The sequence below is a fragment of the Pseudidiomarina sediminum DSM 21906 genome (assembly GCF_000423165.1).
GTDB classification, from domain to species: domain Bacteria; phylum Pseudomonadota; class Gammaproteobacteria; order Enterobacterales; family Alteromonadaceae; genus Pseudidiomarina; species Pseudidiomarina sediminum.
Genome location: NZ_KE383983.1, coordinates 138,872 through 162,143, shown reverse-complemented (window position 1 = coordinate 162,143; position 23,272 = coordinate 138,872). Strand labels below are relative to the sequence as shown.

General features: G+C 50.3%; 17 protein-coding genes. 10 read left to right on the top strand and 7 right to left on the bottom strand.

The genetic code is table 11. The annotated features are described in order from the left end of the window. Window positions 1–49: 49 nt before the first annotated feature. The gene (locus G535_RS13075) at window positions 50–499 is read right to left on the bottom strand and encodes a TonB family protein (protein ID WP_051206994.1); all 450 of its coding nucleotides are present in this window, start codon (window positions 497–499) and stop codon (window positions 50–52) included. Window positions 500–721: 222 nt separating this feature from the next. On the opposite strand from G535_RS13075, the gene katG reads away from it, so the two are divergent. Next, a complete protein-coding gene (gene katG / locus G535_RS0106035; RefSeq protein ID WP_026861238.1) occupies window positions 722–2,875 on the top strand; it encodes a catalase/peroxidase HPI in 2,154 nt (717 codons plus the stop codon). Between the two features lie 35 nt (window positions 2,876–2,910). On the opposite strand, the gene G535_RS0106030 is transcribed toward katG, so the two are convergent. After that, complete coding sequence (locus G535_RS0106030; RefSeq protein ID WP_026861237.1) at window positions 2,911–3,714, bottom strand: SDR family oxidoreductase; 804 nt, start codon at window positions 3,712–3,714, stop codon at window positions 2,911–2,913. A gap of 137 nt (window positions 3,715–3,851) precedes the next feature. Between G535_RS0106030 and G535_RS0106025 the strand changes: the two genes are divergently transcribed. The 8 genes from G535_RS0106025 (at window position 3,852) to G535_RS0105990 (ending at window position 12,755) form a co-directional block, all read left to right on the top strand. Next, a complete protein-coding gene (locus tag G535_RS0106025) occupies window positions 3,852–4,061 on the top strand; it encodes a hypothetical protein (protein ID WP_026861236.1) in 210 nt (69 codons plus the stop codon). A gap of 98 nt (window positions 4,062–4,159) precedes the next feature. Next, complete coding sequence (locus G535_RS0106020; protein WP_198678972.1) at window positions 4,160–4,780, top strand: glutathione peroxidase; 621 nt, start codon at window positions 4,160–4,162, stop codon at window positions 4,778–4,780. Between the two features lie 266 nt (window positions 4,781–5,046). Beyond that, window positions 5,047–7,431 (top strand): TonB-dependent receptor, encoded by a 2,385-nt coding sequence (locus tag G535_RS0106015; RefSeq protein ID WP_026861234.1) that lies wholly within the window; start codon window positions 5,047–5,049, stop codon window positions 7,429–7,431. A 17-nt stretch (window positions 7,432–7,448) separates the two neighbouring features. Then, window positions 7,449–7,940 carry a MaoC family dehydratase gene (locus G535_RS0106010; RefSeq protein ID WP_084616871.1) on the top strand — a complete coding sequence of 164 codons (492 nt, stop codon included), beginning with the start codon at window positions 7,449–7,451 and terminating at the stop codon, window positions 7,938–7,940. Between the two features lies 1 nt (window position 7,941). Continuing rightward, entirely contained in the window at window positions 7,942–9,528 is a 1,587-nt protein-coding gene (locus G535_RS0106005) for a class I adenylate-forming enzyme family protein (RefSeq protein ID WP_026861232.1), read from the top strand. A 10-nt stretch (window positions 9,529–9,538) separates the two neighbouring features. Beyond that, window positions 9,539–10,867 carry an MFS transporter gene (locus G535_RS0106000; RefSeq protein WP_026861231.1) on the top strand — a complete coding sequence of 443 codons (1,329 nt, stop codon included), beginning with the start codon at window positions 9,539–9,541 and terminating at the stop codon, window positions 10,865–10,867. A 111-nt stretch (window positions 10,868–10,978) separates the two neighbouring features. Then, window positions 10,979–11,659, top strand: coding sequence for a TetR/AcrR family transcriptional regulator (locus tag G535_RS0105995; protein ID WP_026861230.1), 681 nt, complete (start codon window positions 10,979–10,981; stop codon window positions 11,657–11,659). A gap of 184 nt (window positions 11,660–11,843) precedes the next feature. Further along, window positions 11,844–12,755 (top strand): hypothetical protein, encoded by a 912-nt coding sequence (locus tag G535_RS0105990; RefSeq protein ID WP_126775167.1) that lies wholly within the window; start codon window positions 11,844–11,846, stop codon window positions 12,753–12,755. A gap of 45 nt (window positions 12,756–12,800) precedes the next feature. On the opposite strand, the gene G535_RS0105985 is transcribed toward G535_RS0105990, so the two are convergent. Continuing rightward, window positions 12,801–13,805 carry a c-type cytochrome gene (locus G535_RS0105985; RefSeq protein ID WP_026861228.1) on the bottom strand — a complete coding sequence of 335 codons (1,005 nt, stop codon included), beginning with the start codon at window positions 13,803–13,805 and terminating at the stop codon, window positions 12,801–12,803. A gap of 18 nt (window positions 13,806–13,823) precedes the next feature. Then, complete coding sequence (locus G535_RS0105980) at window positions 13,824–14,498, bottom strand: c-type cytochrome (RefSeq protein WP_026861227.1); 675 nt, start codon at window positions 14,496–14,498, stop codon at window positions 13,824–13,826. A gap of 100 nt (window positions 14,499–14,598) precedes the next feature. Between G535_RS0105980 and G535_RS0105975 the strand changes: the two genes are divergently transcribed. After that, window positions 14,599–15,612, top strand: coding sequence for a hypothetical protein (locus G535_RS0105975; protein ID WP_026861226.1), 1,014 nt, complete (start codon window positions 14,599–14,601; stop codon window positions 15,610–15,612). Here the strand turns inward: G535_RS0105975 and G535_RS0105970 are convergent. The 3 genes from G535_RS0105970 to G535_RS0105960 all read right to left on the bottom strand — a co-directional run bounded on the left by G535_RS0105970 (window position 15,609) and on the right by G535_RS0105960 (window position 23,183). Beyond that, window positions 15,609–18,638, bottom strand: coding sequence for a ligand-binding sensor domain-containing diguanylate cyclase (locus tag G535_RS0105970; protein WP_026861225.1), 3,030 nt, complete (start codon window positions 18,636–18,638; stop codon window positions 15,609–15,611). The two genes, G535_RS0105975 and G535_RS0105970, sit on opposite strands and share 4 nt — an antisense overlap. A gap of 94 nt (window positions 18,639–18,732) precedes the next feature. Further along, on the bottom strand, window positions 18,733–20,079 hold the full coding sequence (locus G535_RS13070; protein WP_157981193.1) for a M23 family metallopeptidase: 1,347 nt from the start codon (window positions 20,077–20,079) through the stop codon (window positions 18,733–18,735). 128 nt (window positions 20,080–20,207) lie between these two features. Then, a complete protein-coding gene (locus tag G535_RS0105960; protein WP_034727797.1) occupies window positions 20,208–23,183 on the bottom strand; it encodes a TonB-dependent receptor in 2,976 nt (991 codons plus the stop codon). Window positions 23,184–23,272 lie beyond the last annotated feature (89 nt).

Sequence of the window (23,272 nt, the reverse complement as noted above, 5' to 3'; positions counted from 1 at the left end):
GTGCTACCTAAGGTAGCACTTTGTACGCTCTCAAAGACCTGTTCAGAACTTAACGTTCAGCGCATTCACGTTGATACTCAGCAGCATTCTTGGTAGACGCACTGCTGACCATGTTAAAGTCAAGCGACAGTGATTGTACGCCTGGTTCACGGCCTGGATTCGCTTCACTAGGAGCCCACTGAAACTTCTTCACCGCAGCAATAGCGCTATCGACAAACACACCATGAGGGTAAGAGCGTGTTACGTAAACACCACTGACTTTACCTTCTGTATTAATACGCAAATCCATCGCCACACAACCGATTACGCCGTCACGCGCAGCCGCATCTGGGAACCGAGGTGCAACAAATTTCGCCACACTCCAATAGTCAAACGGCTCATGTCGAGTGTCCGTAACCCCGCCAGCAGTCAGCTCGGCTTCATCGACCATGCCTGCAGGCTTACCAGCACAACCAGCTAACAACGCTGTTACCGCTCCAATAACGATATAGTTATTCATAGTTTTTATCATTTGATCCTCTGAATTTAACCTTCCATATTCTATTGATAATACTAATAAAAAATAATAATTCTACATTTAAACATCCAGTTAACTTTCATTGTCACCAACACAAATCGAAAAAAACTATTAGGATGGTCGTTTTTATTCACTTCTATTAAGCTCATCAAAGCGCTATTGTAACAACATACCGTTTTCTGAACCTTCTTCAAGGAGCCTCATATGAGCAACACTAATTCAGGTAAATGTCCCGTTATGCACGGTGGTCACACGTCTGTCGGTAACTCGAACATGGCATGGTGGCCCAACGCACTTAATCTCGACATTCTGCATCAACACGATCGCAAGACGAATCCACTTGATGACGACTTCGATTATGCTAAAGCACTGCAGTCACTAGATGTCGAAGCTTTGAAAAGTGATCTAAAGGCACTGATGACCGACAGCCAAGACTGGTGGCCTGCAGACTGGGGGCATTACGGCGGTTTGATGATTCGTATGGCGTGGCATGCAGCAGGCTCCTACCGTATCGCCGATGGCCGTGGTGGTGCAGGAACCGGCAACCAACGTTTTGCCCCGCTCAACTCTTGGCCTGATAACGTGAACCTCGATAAAGCGCGACGCTTGCTTTGGCCAATCAAGAAAAAATATGGCAATAAAATCAGCTGGGCTGACCTTATCGTCCTAGCCGGTACCATGGCCTATGAGTCGATGGGTCTCAAAGCGTATGGTTTTGCCTTTGGTCGTGAAGATATTTGGCATCCAGAAAAAGATATCTATTGGGGCTCAGAAACCGAATGGTTAGGTAAGTCTCGTTACGACGATGCGCGTAGTGAAACCCTAGAGAACCCACTTGCGGCAGTTCAAATGGGTTTGATCTATGTCAACCCAGAAGGTGTCGACGGTAATCCTGATCCACTTCGCACAGCACAAGATGTGCGTGAAACCTTTGCCCGCATGGCGATGAACGATGAAGAAACGGTGGCCTTAACCGCCGGTGGACATACCGTTGGCAAATGTCATGGCAATGGCAACGCTGAAAATCTTGGGCCAGATCCGGAAGCCGCAGACGTTCATGAACAAGGACTTGGTTGGAACAACACCACGACCCGCGGTATTGGCCGTGACACCGTAACCAGTGGTATCGAAGGCGCGTGGACCACAAACCCTACGCAGTGGGACAATGGTTACTTCTATCTGCTGTTCACCTATGACTGGGAACTGAAGAAAAGTCCAGCCGGAGCCTGGCAGTGGGAGCCGGTGAATATTAAAGAAGAAGATAAGCCGGTCGATGTCGAAGATCCTAGCATTCGTCACAATCCAATTATGACCGATGCCGATATGGCAATGAAAATGGATCCTGAATACCGCAAAATCGCCGAACGTTTCTATCAAGATCCAGCTTATTTTTCGGAGGTTTTCGCACGCGCATGGTTCAAACTGACACATCGCGACATGGGGCCACGAGCGCGCTATATCGGACCTGATGTACCCAATGAAGAATTAATTTGGCAAGACCCAATTCCAGCTGGCAACCGTGACTACAATGTTGCGGTAGTGAAAGCGGCCATTGCCGATTCAGGACTAACAATTGCCGAGCTGGTGGCCACCGCATGGGATAGCGCGCGCACCTTCCGTGGCTCAGACCTACGTGGTGGTGCCAATGGTGCCCGCATTCGTCTCGCTCCCCAAAAAGACTGGGAAGGCAACGAGCCGGAGCGTTTGCAACGAGTGCTGGCGAAACTAGAACCTATTGCGATGCAACACCAAGCTAGCCTTGCCGATGTTATCGTGCTTGGCGGCAACTACGGTATTGAGCAAGCCATTAAAAACGCTGGGTTAACTGTCGAAGTGCCTTTTAGCCCTGGCCGCGGTGACGCCAGCGCTGCACAAACTGACGCCGACTCATTTGCGCCGTTAGAGCCCTTGCACGACGGTTTCCGTAATTGGTTAAAAACCCATTACGATGTGACGGCAGAAGAACTACTGCTTGATCGCGCGCAGTTACTGGGTCTTACCGCGCCGGAAATGGTGGTACTGGTCGGTGGTATGCGTGTACTTGGGACCAACTACGGTGATAGTAAACACGGCGTCTTTACTAACCGAGTCGGCACCTTGAGTAACGACTTTTTTGTCACCCTCACTGATATGCGCTACCAATGGCAACCAACCGGTCGTAACAGTTACGCTATCATTGACCGTCGTTCGGGCGAGACGCGCTACACTGCGACACGGGTCGATTTAGTGTTCGGTTCTAACTCGATTTTGCGCTCTTACGCTGAGCTCTACGCGCAAGACGATAGCCTCGAAAAGTTTGTCCGTGACTTCGTCCGCGCTTGGACCAAAGTCATGAACGCCGACCGCTTCGATAACTAATAAGTCTGCAGCCTCACCTTGTGGTGGGGCTGCTTTTAATCTTTTGGCGTCGCTTGAAAACTTCCCGCCAGCACTCCGCCGTCAATGGTAAGCTCAGCTGCATTCATGTAATTCGCCTCATCGGATGCTAACAAGACACATACTGCAGCAACTTCGCTCACATCCCCGAAGCGGTGCATGGGACAATCGGCAATAATTTTATCCATCGACGCTTGGCGTTGTGCGCCCTCGCCTAACATTGGCTCCCAGATCGGCGTCATGATGGCCGCAGGATGCACAGAATTACAACGAATTGGGAGGTTCTGCTGGGCACAATAGAGCGCGACACTTTTGGTGTGATTGCGAATCGCAGCTTTCGATGATGCATAAGCAGCAGCGCCAGGAATACCCACCAGCCCTGAGCGCGACGACATATTGATGATGCTGCCTGCGCTGTTCGTCTTGCGCATCAACTGAATCGCGTACTTACACCCCAAAAAGGTGCCATCTAGATTCACAGCATGCACGCGATGCCAGTCGGCCAGCGAAACATGTTCTGGGTCTTGAGGACCTGTCGCAGCCTCCAACCCCGTAATTCCAGCGTTATTGACCAAGCCATTCAAGCGCCCGAACCGCTGTTCGAGCCACTGGGTAAACGCCTGCCATTGCGCTTCATCACTGACATCTAACGCATACGCACAGCATCTGTCGCCCAACGCATCCGCCAGCTCTTGGAGCTCTTGCGCCAGTATATCGGTCACGACAACGACCGCGCCTTCAGCATGAAAGGCCCGTGCAATACCCTCACCAATGCCACGTGCGGCCCCTGTGATAACAATGACTTTGTCATGCAAACGCATCTTAAACTCCCTGTTGTCGTTGCTGCTTTAACAGAAGTATAGACACTAGAATGCAGCGCGCGAATGTCGCGCATTTGATTTTAACAAAAAAAACACATACGCTTGAGACCTGAACACTTACAACTTCGAGGAAGCTTATGAATATTTCAATGACACTTGTGGGACAAACGATGTTTTTTATTTACGCACTTAGTTTCATCGCAACCCTTTTCATTGCCTACAAGCGCGGTCTTCACATCGGTTTATGGCTATTACTCGGCTTAATTTTGCCGATCATTGCGCCGGTGATCGCTTTATTGATTTCACCACAACAAAAATCAACTGGGAATCATGCTGTCCAGCAATAATTCATAGTGGTATACATCCGATAGCGGTAGAGTTACGTAATGAAACAATGAACCATCAGGTTCATTTGACGATGACCTAACATGCTGAGGATATACCAATGAATACAGAACAAGGCTTTGCTCTAAAAGCGATGCTGCTGACGCTAGCGATTATCGCAGTCACCAGCATCGCAGCGGCCAGTGGCGTGCGTGCAGCAGCGCCAACGACTACTGTCTCTAGCACTGATGCATGCCTGCCTCAATTTCAACACGAAATGCGGGCTTTACACTCCAAAGACAGCCATAACTTGTGCGAACTCACCCGTGGCAAAGTTGTTATGGTCGTCAATACAGCGAGCCAATGTGGCTACACTGGCCAGTTCGCTGATCTTGAAGCGCTTTATCAGGACTACAAAGATAAAGATTTCGTGATTCTCGGCTTTCCATCCGATAGCTTTAAGCAAGAACATGCCGACGAAGAGAAGACAGCCTCAGTCTGCTTTGTCAATTTTGGTGTCACGTTTCCGATGATGGCTACCACTCCGGTGACCGGCAGTGATGCAAACAGTGTGTTTCAAGCCGTAACCGCCGCATCCGGCGAAGCGCCAAAATGGAACTTTCACAAATACATCGTTGCGGCCGACGGCAGTGAAGTACAAAGCTTCCCTAGCAAGGTTATTCCAACCGATCGCGCGATTACTGACGTGATCGATAGCTACCTCGCCACCGCTGCTAAGTAAATCGCTTTTGTTCTGCCTTGCCCACCAAGGCAGAACTCTCCCTCAAAAAATAAAAACACATATAATTCATATAGATAATAAAAAACAACTGTACAAAATCCACTCAGAGCAAAAATTGGCTTGTGTTTCTTTGCGCCATATATAAAACTAACGCCAGCGTCAGTTTTGCTTTAAATAGACTCAAAACAGCACCCCTAACACGCCCCAAAAGGCGCGGTTAAGAATAAAAAATTACAAGAATAACAATTCCGAACAAGGGTCTTTCTATGTGCAGTTTCATATCACACCAGCGTCATTCTCAACCTGCCTATCTTGCCAAGCGGTCTCTGCTAAGCCTCTGTATTGGCAGCGCGTTATGGGCCTCCACCGGCTTTGCACAAGACACCTCTGCAGACGATGAGACAACAACCCCGCGTGCGCTCGAACATATCGTAGTCACCGCTGAAAAAGTGGCGAGCAGCGTACAAGATACGGGTATGGTGATTTCAAGCTACACAGCGGAAGATTTGCTCGCCGGTGGCGTCGATGATATCGGCGGCATTGTTGGCCTCACCCCTAACGTACAACTGCTCGACGCTACTGGGGGTGGGGTTCCGGTGGTGTTCGTACGCGGTGTTGGTCTTGCTGATTTTCGCGTGAACAACAGCCCCGCGGCCGCCTTTTACGTTGACGACGTTTACAAACCCTCAGTCGCCATGATGGCATCTGCGTTTTTCGACCTCGAACGTATCGAGGTTCTCAAAGGCCCACAAGGCGGACTCTACGGCCGTAATGCCAATGCTGGTGCAGTGCAAGTGATTAGCGCAAAAGCCAATCTTTATGGCACTGAGGGCTATCTCGACCTTGGCCTTGGCCGCTTCGGTAAAACTGAGCTTGAAGGTGCGGTAAATATGCTCGTCACCGACGATATGGCGGTGCGTCTCTCGGGACGCCGCGTGATCAGTGACGCAACCTATATGCGCAGTGTTCAAGGCGATACCTCTCAGCACCATGGTGCAGAAGACCAATGGGCAAGTCGTGCACAGCTATACTGGGAACCTTCCACCGATCTCGATCTCACATTGAAACTATCAACCGGTGCGGATCGCTCGGAAACTACCTTGCTCCGCTCGATTGGGTTGTGGGCAGGTGGTGACGCCGATGGTGACGGTTTTGCCGATGGTGCACTTAGCGGGCAAGTTTGTGCCGCACTCCTCGCAGGCCAACGTGATGATAGTCAGTGCGCAACGATTACCGGGCAAACGAACAGCGAGCTTGGCCTGAACGGTCCATTTGACACCGCTAGCGCCCCTATTAACCAACTCAACAACGAATGGCTCGCCGCGACGCTCACGGTCAACTACCAAGTCAATCATGACACCACGGTCTCCTCGATCACCCACATTGAATCGTTTGATCATGCTCGCCCGACCGATTGGGATGCCGTCGCCGGCGTCTACCAGGACTTCTATTATCGCACTGACATCTCAAGCTTTAGTCAGGAAGTTCGCCTCGCTTACGACGCGCAAAATTGGCGTTTCTTTGGCGGCGTGAATTTTGCCAAAGACAGTTTAGATGAAGACACCAAAGTGTTTGGTGACCTTGGCCTCATACCAATGGGCTTCGGACACCACCGCGTTAATCAAGCTTATGCGCAAGACGTACAAGCATTCGCAGTGTTCGGACGGGTCAATTACCCACTTTCGGAACAGCTCGAACTCATTACCGAGCTACGTTACACCAACGAAGAAAAGTCGTTCGCAGGACAAACCTATTTAGTTAACCCTGTGGGTGGAACTGGCGCTGAGGAGCCGGTACTGCTGGTTGACGCAACGCAACCTGATGCGCGCTTTGATGATATCTCCGGCAAGCTTACTTTGAATTATAAGTTGAATCGCGATGTGCTCACCTATGCCTCACTCTCTCGCGGCTTTAAATCGGGAGGCTTCCCCGGTGGACTTGTATTAGATTCCAGCGGCGCTGAAGAATACGACTCAGAGACTATTACCGCCTATGAAGTCGGCTTTAAATCAGACCTATTAGAACGCCGTTTACGCGTCAACGCAGCCGCTTTTTACTACGATTATCGCAACTTGCAAGGTAGTGCACGCGTGCCTGCTGTCGGCGGGGTTACCTTAGACCGCTTCCAGAACATTGGTGACGCTGAAGTCTATGGCTTTGACGCCGAACTCACCTATTTGCTCACCGACGATTGGCTACTCCAAGCCAGTGTCGGTCACGCGGAAGGTGAAATCACTGACTCTCTCGCAAGCCAGCTATCTCCTTTAACCGGCGAAGAATTTTCGCTGCAAGGTCATGAACTTAACTATAAGCCCGATTTCAGTGCCAACGTCAGTGTGCGACGTGACTATGAACTTGCAAACGGCTACAGCGGTCACGTCGAGCTCGGGTATGACTGGCGCAGCAAGCAAAACTTTACCTATCTCGGTAACTTAGCAGAGCAAACCATTTTCTCAGAAGACAGCTATGGCCTGTTAAACCTTCAGGTGCGTGTGCAGCACCGCAATAGTCCATGGCAATTCAGTGCGTTCGTAACCAACCTCACCGATCAACGCTATCGCACCAATGCCCGCGCCGATGATCTCGGTGGTGCGTTTGAAATTTATGGCGCCCCGCGTATCTGGGGTGTGAAAGCAAACTATCAGTTTTAATGCAGTATGAGGGAAACATGAAGATTAATTTTAGTGATGTAGGTAAAGATTTTGGCGTCTCCGATTGGGTAAGCTTTTCCCAGCAAGACATTGATACCTTTGGCAAGATCACACGCGATATCGATCCCTACCATATGAATGTGGAATGGGCAGCGGAGCATAGCCCATTTAAGAGCACCATCGCCTACGGGTTTCTTACTCTCTCGATGCTGACTTACTTTTGTCATCAGATCCTCGATTGGCCGCAATTATCGGGCACTGAGCCCGAAGGCATGGGACTCAACTACGGTTTTGATAAAGTACGTTTTCTCGCTCCAGTACCGGTGAATACCAAGATCCGTGGCCGGATGAAGCTGATCGATTTAGAAGAACGCCACCCGGGTGAATGGTTACGCACGTTTGACTGCACCATCGAAATTGAAGGCTCGGATAAACCAGCGCTCATCGCAGTATGGAAAGGCCTATTTGTCGAGCCAGGAGCAGGTCGTCGACTCAAGCAAGAGGACTAACATGAGCCCTTCATCACCTGAAGTCTGGCGCCATACCAAGTTGTGTGAACTGATCAACTATTGGCAGCACACCACCCCCGTCGCGCCAGCGATCATTGCCGACGGTGAAACGCTGTCCTACCAACAGTTTGGCATGCAAATTGAGCACCATGCCAAGCTGTTGTTGGCGCAAGGTGTGCGAAGCGGCGACGTGGTTGCTTTGTATGCCCGGCCCGGTATCGCCTTTGCCCTACAACTTTTTGCTTGCGCCCGAATAGGTGCTATTTGGCTTGGTTTGAATCCTAAATACAGCGCCACAGAGCTGGACTATATTCTCAATCATGCCCAACCCTCGTGTATTTGGTTAGAAGCAACAAGCCTTGCGCAAGCTGACCCCAAGGTACAGCTGTTGTTTCAGCAACACACCAATGTTTGGCGGATACGTCCACCGCAAGGGAACGATAGCACCACACTGCATCCTTTTTCGGACACAACGGTAACGACCGATGCGGACATCGAGCTTCCTTGTTTGCTGACCATTGATGCTGAAGCGCCAGCACTGATCATTTATACGTCAGGAACAACGGGACAACCTAAGGGCGCAGTAATTTCACAGTTTGCCTTAACCAAAGCTAGTTTAATTCAAGCAAACCTGCTTTCGCTTACCGCTCCTAAAGTGCTTAATAACCTCCCGATTAACCATATTGGGGCGGTAGGCGACATCACCACTAGCGTTATTGCAAACGGCGGCTGCATTGTGATGCAAAGCTCCTTTGATCCAGCCGAAGGATTTCGTTTGATCGAACAGCATCGCATCACCTTGTGGGGACAAATCCCCACCATGTTTCAACTTGCCTTAAACCATGAAAGCTTTGCCAATGCCGACCTTTCAAGCTTACAGTGCATTCTCTTTAGTGGCGCGCCTGCCTCCGAAGATTTGATCACACAGCTACGTCACCTCTGTGCCAATGTCGTGAATGCCTATGGCATGTCAGAAACCGTGGGCTCAATTACTTGGGCCATTGACGCTGACAATGAAGTGCTCGCCCACAGTGTGGGTAAACCCGTCAGCACCGTGCGCTTCCGCTTAGCCGATGAGTGCAATAACGAGGTTGCGGTGGGTGAAAAAGGTGAGATTCAAATCCACAGTGACTACCATTTTTCACACTATTGGCGCGATCCAAAAGCCACTGCTGATACCTTTACCTCAGATGGCTTCTTAAAAACTGGCGACATTGGTCAACAGCGCGCGGACGGTACTATTGCGCTTGCAGGGCGCACCAAGGAGCGCTTTAAGTCTGGCGGTTACAACGTCTACCCACGGGAAGTTGAGCTGACGATTTGTGCCCATGCGCGTGTCAGCGACTGTGTGGTGGTTGCTGTACCCCACCCACTCTATCACGAAGTCGGTTTTGCCTTTGTGATTGGGAAAGAGGGATGTACCTTAGACGACCTACAAAGCCACTGTAAACAGCTATTAGCCAACTACAAAGTGCCCAAGCAGTTTGAATTGATCGCGAACTTCCCGCAATTGCCCAATGGCAAAATTGATCGTAAGGCCCTCACCCAGCAAGCGGCCAAACTGTATCAGTCCAAACTTGTCATGTGAGGATGTTAACGTGACTCAATCTATTTCGCGTTTACGCTTAATCGGCTTCTCTGTTGGTGCCGTGGGAACAGGATTGTTCTCAACCACGCCAACAGTGCTGCTGTTGTTCTACTTGACGCAGTTAAAAGGCGTCGAAGCTGGTCTCGCAGGTTTAGCCCTGCTCATTCCGAAACTCTGGGATATGGTCACCGACCCTGCGATTGGCCGCTGGAGTGACGCTGCGAATTCAAAATACGGACGCCGCCTCCCCTTTATGCTTGCAGGTACCCTGCTGATGCCTCTGGGCTTAATTATGATGTTCAGCGTGCCCGAGAGCGCCACCGCAGACACCGCATTTTGGTTTGTGCTCGTCGCTTACTTATTTTCTGCCACCGCTTATACGTTATTTTCGGTACCCTACATAACGATTCCAGCAGAGCTCTCTCGAGATCCCGATGAGCGCCTGAAAATTATGTCTTATCGCACTGCAGGAGTCATGCTTGGCATCATTGCTGGCTCAGGGCTCCCCCCATTTCTGATTAGCTATTTTGGTGAAACGGTCGCGGCTTACCAACAGACTGCCATGATTCTTGCTGGGATTTGTGTTGTCTTCATGCTCATAAGCATCGGCTCCATCGCCTCGCTGAAGTTACTTGAGCCGGTGCAACAACAACGCCTACGCTTTGTGCAACAATTACGTCAGGTCATGACGCCACTGTTCTCTTACTTGGTGGTGACCCATGTGTTACAGATCATCGCGGTGGGCATTTTATTAGCGTGCGCAAGCTATCTTGCTATTTTCGTCAACGGCCTGTCAGGAGCAGCGGCCGGCAGCTTCCTCACAGCGACATTTGCCACAGCCACCGTGGCAATGCCATTGTGGCGACGAATCTCTACCGCTACGTCACGCGTGATGGCTTTCGCACTTGGCACCGCCGTCTACACCTGCGTTGCGGTTGTGATGCTGTGGCAGGGTACAGCAACCCCCTATGGATTGTTTGTCGGTTTAGGGATTGGCTTCGGTTTAGGCTTTGCCGCAATTCAAATGATTCCTTATGCCCTCCTCACCGATACCATTCACCAGCATGGTGCGAATCATGGTTTTGGCGCAGAAGGCATTTTCACGGGTATTTGGACTGCAACAGAGAAACTTGGTCTCGCGCTGGCCCCTTTCTTGGTTGGCGTGGCCCTGCAAGCCGGTGGTTTCATATCTGGTGCGCCCAAACAAACACCGTTCGCCATCGACACCATCCTCTTCGTCGCAACGCTCTTACCAGCACTGCTCATGCTTTTATCGCTAGGGTCACTGCTAGCGTTTCAAAAGCATTTTGCACGACAACAGGTCGCTGGCTCACATTAATGCTCTTGCAGCCGAGCGGTGTTATCAGCAGTACCGGTAGCATCGCTCGATCTCCTACACTGAATGGCGTATCATCAGCTTTACAGATAAAACTGACACGACCATTAGGAAATGACTGAAACAGCCTACCCACTTACGGAACTGGATTATCCGGCAATTCTATTGCACGAAAAAACCCATTCGCCTGCCAAACGCAAAGGTGAACGGACCAAACAATCCTTGGTGTGGGCTTGTGCAAAACTCTTGAATCAGATCGGTTATCAAGAATTGCGAGTGTCAGATATTTGCGACGAAGCGCAAGTTTCTAGCGCTGCGTTTTACCTCTACTTCGATAACAAAAGCGAGATAACACAACATACGTTAGAACATTTCTGCACGGCAATTTTTAACGCTTTGTTACTCGGACAACCTCATGAAACCGACCATCGGCAAGCTCTGTATCAACGCAATCTTGCTTGGCTACGTATTTCACGTTTAAACGCAGGACTCATGCGTTGTGTGTTACAGGTCACCTTCGTGATCCCTGAATTTGCCACCTTCTACGATACCCTTAACGCCGACTACATAAGCACCGTTGCGAAAAATATTGCCAAGCGTTCACAACGTCCTGAGTCAGAAACACAAATTCTGGTATTTGCCTTAAGCTCCATGACCGATGAGTTTACCCGTCGCTTACTCAGTGATACGCCATCCCCTTTAGACGCAATGATCAAACAAGAGTGTAAGTCGGAAACTGAGCTCGCCACTTTCCTTAGTGATCTTTGGTTTAACGCCATTTACATTCAATCCTAAAAGGTTAACGGGCCAGACCAATCGCGCACAATTGGCTACAGCCCGATCACAGATGCGCCTTGCATCTGACAGAATGATCTTTGCCGAAATTAAGCTAGTTTTGAATCACCTCAACCCTCTTGGTGAGACGGTCTGCCACGGACGTACGTGGTGAATCACATGTATTCTTGAATTGGAGGGCATTGTGATGAAATATTTTAGCTTAATCTTCATTGCGTTATTAACACTAACGCTCGCTCCTGTAGCGCAGGCAGAAGAGTGTCAGACGCTCTATGCAGGACAAACCATTGATGTGGGTTCGGTCTGTGTCGACAATGACGATGACAATCTCACGGTAAGTTATACCACCACCGGAGATTGGACCTTGTCCGATTTACATCTGTTTGTGGGGACCAGTTATGACGACATGCCGGTCACTAAAAAAGGTAACCCCAAAATCGGTCAGTTCCCTTACACAGCATCTACTTCAGGACAATTCTATAGCTTTGTTATCCCTCTTGCCGACTTAGGCGCAGACTGTGATAGCAGCCTATTTATCGCAGCCCATGCCGTCGTTTCTGATGGCATTACCAGTGAAACGGCTTGGGCCGATGGCGAACCTATTGCCGCACGCGGCAGTTGGGCAACGTGGTTCAGTTATGACATTACTTGCGGTAACGAGGAAGACCCTGAAAACTGCGTTAATGTGGAAACTGGCTTCGCTTTTGGACAGATGACCTTAATCGATGTCGTCGGGGGCGCGAAACGTTGGGGCTGGCAGCTCACCGTGAACGACGGTGATGATAGCTCAACACCTATCTATGCTGCGGCAGGTAACAACGTGATTGCCAACGGTGATTTAGTCGGTGAACTACAGTACTTCTATAGCAACGGTACTTTACTCGCTGACTATGTTGCTTATCCTGGCTACGCGTGGAAAGCGACACATCTTTACGCCGACGATGTGATGATTGCGACCACAGCACCGGGTTTATTTGGTAACACGCAAGAATTTGTTACACCACAAACCCTAGTGAACTATGTGATTGCCATTGATCCTGCAGACGCCGCAACCATTTATGTTGTTGCGCACGCAGAGGTCTGCTACGTCGAGTAAGCAAGCAACACCTAACAAAAGGGCCGCAAGCGCGGCCCTTTTTCATTACTCAAAGGTTCTTGGCTTTAAGTTCGCCGGCTTTAAGAAAGGCTTTTCGCCAGTGTTGTCATGCTGACCTAGGACTACGCCATCCACTTCAGTGCCATAGCGGGTCGCCTTATGGAAGTTTAAGAATTGTTCACGCGTTGCTTTCGCATCACCGGTGTAACGCGGATCTTGCGGACGCTCATGACCATTAATGTAGTACGCCACATCCCACGCTTCTTGATCCGTTAGTCGACCGGGCTGACCTAGCGGCATATTGTTCTTGATAAAGGCTGCTGCGGTAAACACGCGTGTCATACCAGCACCCCAGTTATACGAACCATCGCCCCATAAAGGCGGGAATACCACTTGGCCATCGGCCGTTTTACCAGCGCCATCACTGCCGTGACAGACCGCACAATTGGCCTCATACACCTGTTTTCCGCGGGCATCGTTTGTACCTTCTGGAATCGTCTTCCCAAGCGATGCAAAGCCACGACCGGCGATGTTGCTCTCGTACACCTTGGCACCCTTCGCCATATACTGATGGTACGCCACCAGTGCTAGCATGGTATCACTACCATATTCAGGCGCTTTGCCGTTCATCGAATAGGAAAAGCAACCTGCAATACGCTCTTCGAGCGAGTTCACATGGCCGTTCTTGCCGCGATAATCAGGTAATGTGGTGGCCGCTGGCCACACTGGCCCCGACCACGCCATACGTCCTTCTCCCATATGGCACGATTTACACGTCATATCGTTAAAGACATATTCGCCGCGGAGCTGCTGGGTATTCATAAATAAATCACGTCCCTTCAAGATCACCCGACGTAACTCTGGATGCAAATCCGGATCGGTTTCAATATCTTGTAGCCGTGGCGCTTGATGCTGATACTGGCCGGCTTGCGCTTCTGGCAAAGTGACCTCACCTGGCTGTTGAGTTTGTGCCGCCACAACCGTAGCAGAAATACCTGCAATCCATAGTCCAGCGAGCACCCGCGTTACCTTATTTACCGAAGTCATCATTGTTTCTCCGTACTACTGCTATAGCGCAGGTTGGCGTGCTAGATACGCCGCCACTGCATCGATTTGTTCTGCATCAAGCCGCTTAGCAACCGCTTCCATCAGCTGTAAGGGATCGGAACGACGCTGCCCTTGCTGCCATGCTAATAATTGCTGCTTAATGTAACTTGCATGCTGACCTGCTAACCCAGGAAAATTACCGTCGACGCCCTGATTATTAGGGCCGTGACAACTGGCACAAGGGGGGATGTACGCATCCCAATCGCCATTAGTTACCAATCGCTCGCCTAATGCCAATAGTTCTGGAGCTACCTCAGAATGTTCTGTCCCTGCCTCAGCTACCGGCAAGGTCGCGAAATATGCCGCAAGATCGCGTAAATCAGCATCCGCAAAGTTATCAATATTCATACTCATCGCCGGATTCACGCGGGTGCCTTGCTGATACGCTTGCATGGTGCGGAACAAGTAATCTTCATTGAGTCCGGCAATACGTGGAAAGGCTGCTGCAGCATTCCCCTCACCCATGGCGCCGTGACACGCCAAGCAGGGAGCACCGCTACCATCGCCTTGTAAAGCCAACTGTTGCCCACGTTCAGGATCTCCTGTCGTGCTACTGTCCTTGGCGACACCCAGCGGCGTCATTATTAACGAGCATCCAGCGAGAACTACGAAAGCTGTCCATTTCAACTTCATCATGCTGCACCTACCTCAAAGGCTATGAATTTACATCGTATTTTAGCCGATCCTAATATATAATCCATATCAAATGTAGGGTTTTTGACATTAAGGAGTTGCCATGACCCGTATCAATCCTCTTTATCTCTGCGCTCTTAGTGTTATGGCGGCAAGTGTGAGTACGCTCAGTCAAGCAAATGAGTCGCCGACACGTCTTTCGTCACAGGTCTTTATCAACTTCAGCAATCTACAAGCACAGGATCAGGCCAATGCCAATGAAGGTTGGCAGCCCGACTTGAAACGTTTTTATCTTGATCTTGAGCACCAGCTGGCGCGTGATTGGCAGGTAAAAATAACCACCGATGTCCAGTGGCATCGTCAGCAAGATCCCACTGACGTTTGGTTTCGTCATGCTTATTTAAACTACCGCATTGACGACCAACAATTCCTCAAGCTAGGGGTCGCCGAGTTACCTTGGATTGACTATATTGCGCGCCGCGTTGGCTACCGCTACATCGAGCCAAGTTTAACGCCGAAAAATCAGCTGGCGACACCTACAGATCCAGGCATTCATTACGGCTTCCGTCATCAAAATTTCAGTGTCGGCGCCGCCGTTGTTACCGGCACAGGGTTTAAACAACCGCGTTGGGTGAAGCAGTTTGATATTGAACTCACCGGCGTTTGGCACCTCACACCACAGATAGATGTCGCCACCTCATGGTATGAAGGTGCACGCGGGCAAGACCGTGACGCGAAGGACAAATTGCATAACGCACAGCGTTGGAATTTGGCGCTAAGCTACCAAAGTAAAGCAACGCGGGTCGGAATTGAGTACAGTTACAACGACAATTGGCGACAGGTCGCCAAGGTCGAAGAAGATGCCAGTGACGGTTGGAGTATTTGGGCAAGTCACCGCTTTCACCCGCTCTACTCAGCCTTTGTGCGCTACGACATAACGCAGCCAAGTCGACGTTTACAACCAACGCTTAAGCGGGACTACCTGCAACTAGGAGTTGATTGGCAGGCTTCTAAAATGCTTACGATCGCCTTGGTTGCCAAGCAAAACGACGTCACCGAGCAATGGCTGGAGCAAACGCAAACCGAAGTCGGCATTTGGACACAGTGGCGCTTCTAGCTAGTGGTTGCAGCACTAACCACTTTATTCCGACCACTGGCTTTACCTTGGTATAAAGCTTCATCGGCCGCTTTAACCCATTGCGTCAACGATGCATTTTCAGCAGCGGCCGCAACCAAACCAAAGGTAGCCGTGAGTTTAAAGCTGGTGCCGTCAACATCAATGCGTGCCGCTTCAATGGCACGCCGTAGTTGCTCACAGCGTTGATAGCCTTGGCTTTCATTCGTGCTGGGTAACAACACAATAAATTCTTCGCCACCCCAACGAGCGGCCAAATCACCTTTCATCAAGCTATCGGCAATCAGGCGGCTCAATCCACGCAACACTTCGTCACCAACATCATGGCCGTAGTCATCGTTGAATGCCTTGAAATAATCAACGTCCATCAAAACCAGACACATCTGCTGCTGGCTTCGCTGCATTTGTGCTTGGACTTTCGGAAAGCGCCGCATAAACCCGCGCCGATTCAATAAACCTGTAAGAAAGTCGGTCTCAGAAAGCGACCGCAATTGCGCATTCACCGCTTCGAGTTCTTTGGTACGGGCGCGCACTTCTTGGTCAAGTTTCTGGTTTGCCGATTCTAGCGCGCGAAAACGTAACTTCAGCGCGATAAAAGCAAGCCCGCCGAACAAGACAATAAAGGCCAACCAAGCCCACACCGTTTGCCACCAGGCTTTTGCGACCGAAATATTAATCGTTAATGGCGCAGCCGAGAGGACGCCAAAGCTACTGCGTCCCTGCACTTCCAACACATAATCACCGGCGGGCAAGGTAGCAAACGCAATGTCGCGGCTGGAACTCCATTCACTCCATTCGTCGGTGACACCCAGCAACCGGTAACGCCCCCGATTGCGCTGCGCTTCATGAAAATCCATCACACTGTATTGAATCGATAAGCTACGATGACGACGATCGAGCTCGAGACGATGTTGCTCAAAGCCAGCGCTGGTGGTCTTATCTTCACCATTGACCCACAACCGGCTCAACGCCACTTTCGGCGGTGGTGGCTGCATATTAAACCCAGCCGCGTCGAACGACACCGCACCTTTAACGGTACCTAGTGTCATTTGACCGTTCCCATTCATGGTAGCGGCTTGGCGTAACATGACCTCCGCAGGTAGCCCTTCACCTTTGCCTAGGTTCAGCAACTCAGCGGACTGCTTGTCATAACGCGACACCCCCAACCCAGTCAGCAACCAAGCGTGCGTTTCAGTCGCATGAATGCCGACCACATGCTCTGACAGTAAACCTTGTTCAATACCAATGCGCTGCACGTCGCCCTGCCCTAGGTCAATACGCCAGGCTCCTTCTCGACTACAAAGCCAAAGACTACGTTGCATGCCTTCGGTCGCACAGGTAAAACCATCCGACGGTTGTTGCACCGCGCTTGGCAGCTGATACGGCCGCCATTGTTCATGCTCAGTGGCACGCTGATAGATGCCCGAATAGCGCGTGACAATGAATTCGCCAACATCCTCGACCGCGACAATGTCATAAACTTGGTTGCCACGTAGGCCTTGTAAACCATTAAACGACCAAGCAACCTCTTGCGTCACCAGATCATAAGAGGCAACACCTAGCCCCCACAGCCCGAGTAATAGCTTATTGTCAGCACTTTCGTACAACGCATTGACCGCGACATCCTCAATGCCGAGCTGCTGATGAATGTAATCAAAGGGCTCAAGCTCAGTGGGTGCGCTAACATTGGTACGAAACAAGCCATTACTAGTCGCCACCCATAAATTGCCAGCGCTGTCGTCCAGCATTGCTTCAACCGGTAACACGGATTGCCGAAACGGGAAGGCTAAGCGTTGCCAATCGTGTTGCTGGGGCGCCTGATAGAAAATCGCGTCGGTCGTTGCCAACCACAAGCCGCCGGTACGGTCGTAATGCACCGCAGGAACAGCACGGCCAACAACGTCTCCTTTATCTGCAAACTGCTGTGCAGGTAACGTCGGGTGAAATAACTGGCGCGAAGGATGTGCACGGAAAATCCCTTGATCACGAGTGCCGAGCCACATGCTCGCATTGCTATCAAAGGCGATGGTGCGAACATCAACGTCTGGCAATAAATTCCAGTCTTCTGACAGTTTGACAAACTGACGTTGTACACGATCAATTTGATACAAACCATTTGCGCCACCAGACCATATTTTCTCGGCCTTCGCAGCGTCCGGGTGAGCGATCAGAACGTTCGAGCGGACATTAGATAAACGCGACGACGACGTTGGGAAGGTGACCGCTTCAAATGCTTGACTTGACTCATCCAAGACATAAACGCCGGTATCGGTACCCACCCAGATTTCATTTTCAAACACCGCAACCGTGCGGATTTCGTTGACACGATTATTGCCAATGTTGTTGGGATTAATCCAAAAACGTTGCCAATTTTGCAAATCACCACTGAGTTGAAAAAGACCTTGTGACGTTGCCACCCAGATCTCATCACCACGTTCGGTCACATCCCAAATACGCTGTTGCGACAACGGATGCTGGGCATCTAGGCCATACAACTGCCACTGCCCATCACTACCACTCTTGCGCGCATAATTGAGCCCACTTAAGGTTCCAATCCAAAGTCGTTGCTGACCGTCAGGGTATAGCGTCTGCACACGGTCATCACGCAAAACATGCCCTTCAGCACCGCTTAGAAACTCCGTCAATACTTCTGTCTGGGCGTTCCAACTGACGAGTCCTCGCCCCCAGGTCGCTGCCCAAAGCGTCTCGTCATCGGTTACCGTCAAAAATGAATAACTGACCCGCTCGCCATCAGGCAGAAGCGTATTTGCCCAGGGCAAATAGTCATAACCGTCGTAACGCAATACGCCATCAGTGTCCGTCGCAAGCCAAAGGAAATCACTGGTGTCACGGTAAATATGGTAGACGGAAGACTGACGCCCTCCGGTTTGATCTGAAAGACGCTGAAAGTCGCGATAAGTCGTTGCCGCAGAAGCCGTTGGTAGGATATTTAAAAGGCACTGTAGTAAAGTTACGACAACCACTAAAACAACTTTGAAACTATGCATTCGGCTCCTTTCATGTCCCAGCGCAAAACTTTTCAATACTTTGTGTGGGGTATTGTGACACGTCCATGTGACATAACAAAAACCTTATAAGCACTTAACGCCCGATACTCGGTAAGCGCTCTGGAGGATAAGTCGAGCTATCGCCACTAGCAAAGCTAGCTAAGCGTAAGGTGCGTTCTTCAAGACCCAGCACATGCGCTTCAAAATCGGCTAACAGAGCGCCGTCAAGTCGATCCGTAGAGAGTTTCTTCAACTGTAAAGGATTGATACTTTTACCGTCTTTGTATACTTCGTAATGCAAATGACGTGCTTGCGATAAACCGGTATTTCCTAAAAACCCAATGATATCGCCCTGCTTTACTGTCGTGCCGGCTTCAATGCCATCGGCGAAGCCGCGCAAATGCGCATAGAGGGTTTCATAACCATTATCGTGCTGCAGCACCACGGCATTGCCGTAAGAGCCGTAGGCATTGGCACGCTTCACAGTACCACTGCCGGCAGCCATGATCGGAGTGCCTTCAGGAGCGCTAAAATCGATACCTTTGTGCATCCGCGTGTAGCCCAGCAACGGGTGCTTACGTTGCCCATAGTGCGACGATAAGCGCGCACCATTCAAGGGGGTTTTCAATAAGAAGCTTTCCGCAAGACGACCATCTTCCAGATAAAAAGCATCTTGATAGCGATACAGGCGATAATCATCTTCGCTATTTACAAAGCGCAAATAAGTGGCTTGTAGCGGTGTTTGCATGTGCGCGAAAAGTGGTTCGTCTTCAATGACCAAGGTTCTTTCAAAAGCCACTTCAAAACGATTTCCTTCATAAACTTGACGTTGGAAATCAATAAAATGCGACAGCGCCAACAACGCGCCATTAATCACATCGCCAGGCACACCAGCATTGGCGGCATCGCCATACAAACTATGATCAATAACAACCGCATGCTCAGACACCTCAATTCGGGTCGGCACGACGGCTGTGGTTACTTGCCATTGCGCATCAGTCCACACTGCATCAATACGCTCAGCATATTCACCGGCAAGGCTCACCTGGCGCTGACCGTCCTGCGTATTGACCGCCAAAACACTGCCTGCTTGTAGCTTATTTAAGGCAATAACATCTTCAAGCGCACTGGCTAGACGTGCGATTTCTAGACCACTGAAGCCCTGCTTTGACAGTAATGACGAAACCGTCTGCCCACGTCGTAAGGTCACCCACTGGGTGGTCGCTGGCAGCTGCGTGAAAGGTGCATAGTGCATCTCGGTGCTAACAGCAGCAGGCTCATCCGTTGCTACACTAGGTTCCTCAGCCAAGGCTACATCCACCACAGCCACAGGTGCTTCTGCAACTGGGCTTGGCGCGACCGTCGCTTGCTGTTCTTTATCACTGCAACCATGCGCTAAAAGCAACATTGGTAACAGTGCTAAACGGAACCATTTCGTCATTAAAATCATTACTCTAGTCGATGAACTCTGTTGCCATTCTACATAAAAAGTCAGAACTGACCAGTTTTGTCATAAAAAAAGCCCCACACAGGGTGGGGCTTTCCAAGAGCAGACCTGATCCAGGGTTCTTAGAAACGGAAGCCTGCACTAAGTTGAACGTAACGGCGACCTTGTGCGTCAACAGTCGACATAAAGTTATCGTTACGAGTGGCAACATCAGTGGTCAAGAACTCATTCACACGCGTAGTAACTTGTGAGTTGAATACGTTGAACACGTCGATGCCGAAGTTCAGGTCAAAACCGTTGATCTCAACATCATAGTTGAAATTAAGATCCAACTGAGCGACCCAGTCCGTGGTGCCATACATGCCTTTCGGGATATACATAAACTCACGCTCTGAGTTATCCGCAACACCCGTACAGTTGTCGACACAAAGGTAGTTCAAGTAATAACGCGTATTATCATTGAACGGGTTACCTTGACCACGAGCGTTGATCGGCGTGCCTGACATCAACGAGAAGTTCGCACCAACGGTCATGCCTTCAGCAATCGCATACGCACCACGCGCTTTGAACTGGTGACGACGGTCGTTCGGCAGGTTACCCCAACCCGAATTGATGTACATCACGTTGTCACCCGCTTCGGTCCAACCAGGGATGTCATTACCCGTATCTGAGTTCACACTACCTTCGTAGTTACCGTAGCTGTGCGACCAAGTGTACGAGAAGTGTGCTTGCCATACGTCATCCCAAACTCGGTCAAGCACAAACTCAAGGGCGTAGTATTTACGCTGGACTTGCTCACCACCAATTGGATCTGGGTTACCGTCACCGTCAAGGTCAAAGCCGTAGCTTTGTACTTCGCCCAAGTCGATCGCGATGTTCTGCACGTTGCCGGTATCTGGACATTCACGTTGCAAGGTCAACATCTTACCAGGGTTGGCAAATACCCAACCCGAGATGTTGCCACAACCCGGTACGTTAACATCGATTTTCATATCTTCGATGGCGTTGTTGAACTCACGGTAGATACCACGCACACCATAGTTCCAGTCATCGTTGATGCGTGCTTCATAACCGATGATCAACTCATCTTGATAGATTGGATCAAGGTCATTATCGACTTCATCAGCGAAGTTACCTGCACCCGAACCACCGAAGCTAATGGTGTCACCCAACTGGTCACCCAAAATTGGGTTGATGTTGGTGTAACCACTGTCGGTTGTGGTCTCTTCAAGACCTTCAAGAATGTAGTAATTGATGGTGTCGTTAGAGATACCACCACCAGCACTACGTGCTGCCATACCATTGGCAATTGGGAAGTAGTAACGTCCGGCATTGGCAAAGAACTTCGCCGTACCATCACTGTTTACGTCCCACGCAAAACCAACCCGTGGCGCCAGCATGTCATCCACTTCAAGGAATGGTGTGCCGTCAGCCGCTGACGTGGTGAATTCGTCCCAACGTAAGCCCATGGTTAGGGTCATGTCTGGATTAAGGCTCCACACGTCTTCAAGGTAGAAGGCTTTGGTTTCAGTTGGATATGCACCCACAGTTTCAATCGAACGCGCATACACATAAGCATCGGTACCTTCAGGAATGATCGCACCATTCACGTCAGAGCCCGGCGTGGTGTCATAAATGGTGTAATACGCACCATTTGGACCTGTGGTACGACGGTTCATTTCGGTAACACGTTCTTCGTCATCCATACCAAAACGAATCAAGTGATCACCCAAGGTGTATTCAGCATCGATACGTAGCGCATCACGCGTATTTAAACGACGGTCAAAACGCAAACTCGTAGTACAACCGATATGTGAGCTAATACGCGCATCATAAACTCGGTTACACTCCATACCAGCGGTATTGGTCAAGTCGTAGTCACGCTCACTTTCACCGTACAGCACTTTCACCATAAAGTTATCGGTTAAATAACCGGTGTAGGTTGCGGACCAGTTGGTACCACCACGCTCAAGGTAAGAAGTATCGGCGTAGGCGCCTTCGTTGTAGCGATCCCACTCAACCGTACGGGCATCAGAGAAGCCCATGACTTCAACAGTGTGGTCGGCACTGATGATCCAGTCTAATTTACCGCCCCAGAAACCATCATCACTGGTTTCATAGTACATGTTCCGACCATCACTTGAGCCGTACTCGAGGTCGCTATTACGTGGCTCATAAAGCGCAAAGAAGAAAAGTTTATCCTGAATAATCGGACCGCTGGCCCAAATGTTGCCACGATAGCTATCGGTCTTATCGTCCGAGCGGTTGATGGTACGATCGCCCTCAGCATCGAAGAAATCTTTACCTTCGCCACGCAAGCTATCCGGCGTCCAGTAAATGTCGCCACCAAATTCAAACTCGTTACCACCAGATTTGGTTACGGCGCTAACCACACCACCGGTTGTACGGCCATACTCGACAGAGTAGCCGCCAGTTTTCACTTGGAAGTCTTTGAAAAACGCAAAAGGCACGGATGCGTAACCAACACCGGTTTCAACATCACTAATGTTCAAGCCATTCAAGAAGATTGCGTTCTCACCAACCGATGAACCACCGAACGAGATACCGCCAAAGCGCGTTCCCGCGGCAACACCAGGCGCAAGGGTAGCAACCGAAGCAAGGTCACGTGGCACCGGCACACGCTCAAGCTGTTGCGCACTAATATTGAGACCCGACTCAGAAGAGCGCGTATCAATCGTCGAAAGTCGTGCACCGCTCACCGAAATACGCTCGACATCACCAGCTGTCATGGTTAAATCAACAACTGTTGCGGTACCGATACGCACTTCGACGTTATCAATAACACTACGTTGGAAACCGTCAAATGAGGCACTTACCTCATAAGAACCGACAGGCAAACGAGCAAAGCGATAAGAACCGTCTTGCGCCGCTGTGACTGAACGGCTGTAGCCGGTTTCAACATTACGAATGGTGATGGTCGCACCCGCAAGCTCTTGGTCTTGCGTTGTAACGACTTCACCACGAAGACTACCGTCGGCACTTTGTGCGAACGCTGGGTTCACCATCGCGGCGCCGAGGGTAAGTGTTGCACCAATCGCTGCTGCAACAACTGAATATTTAAAAGTGGTTGTTTTCATTGTATTTATGTTCCCTTCCATTTGCAGTGAGGTAAGTCAAACCCACAACTCAAAATGGTCGACTGGTTGTTATTCTGCGCTCCTACCCT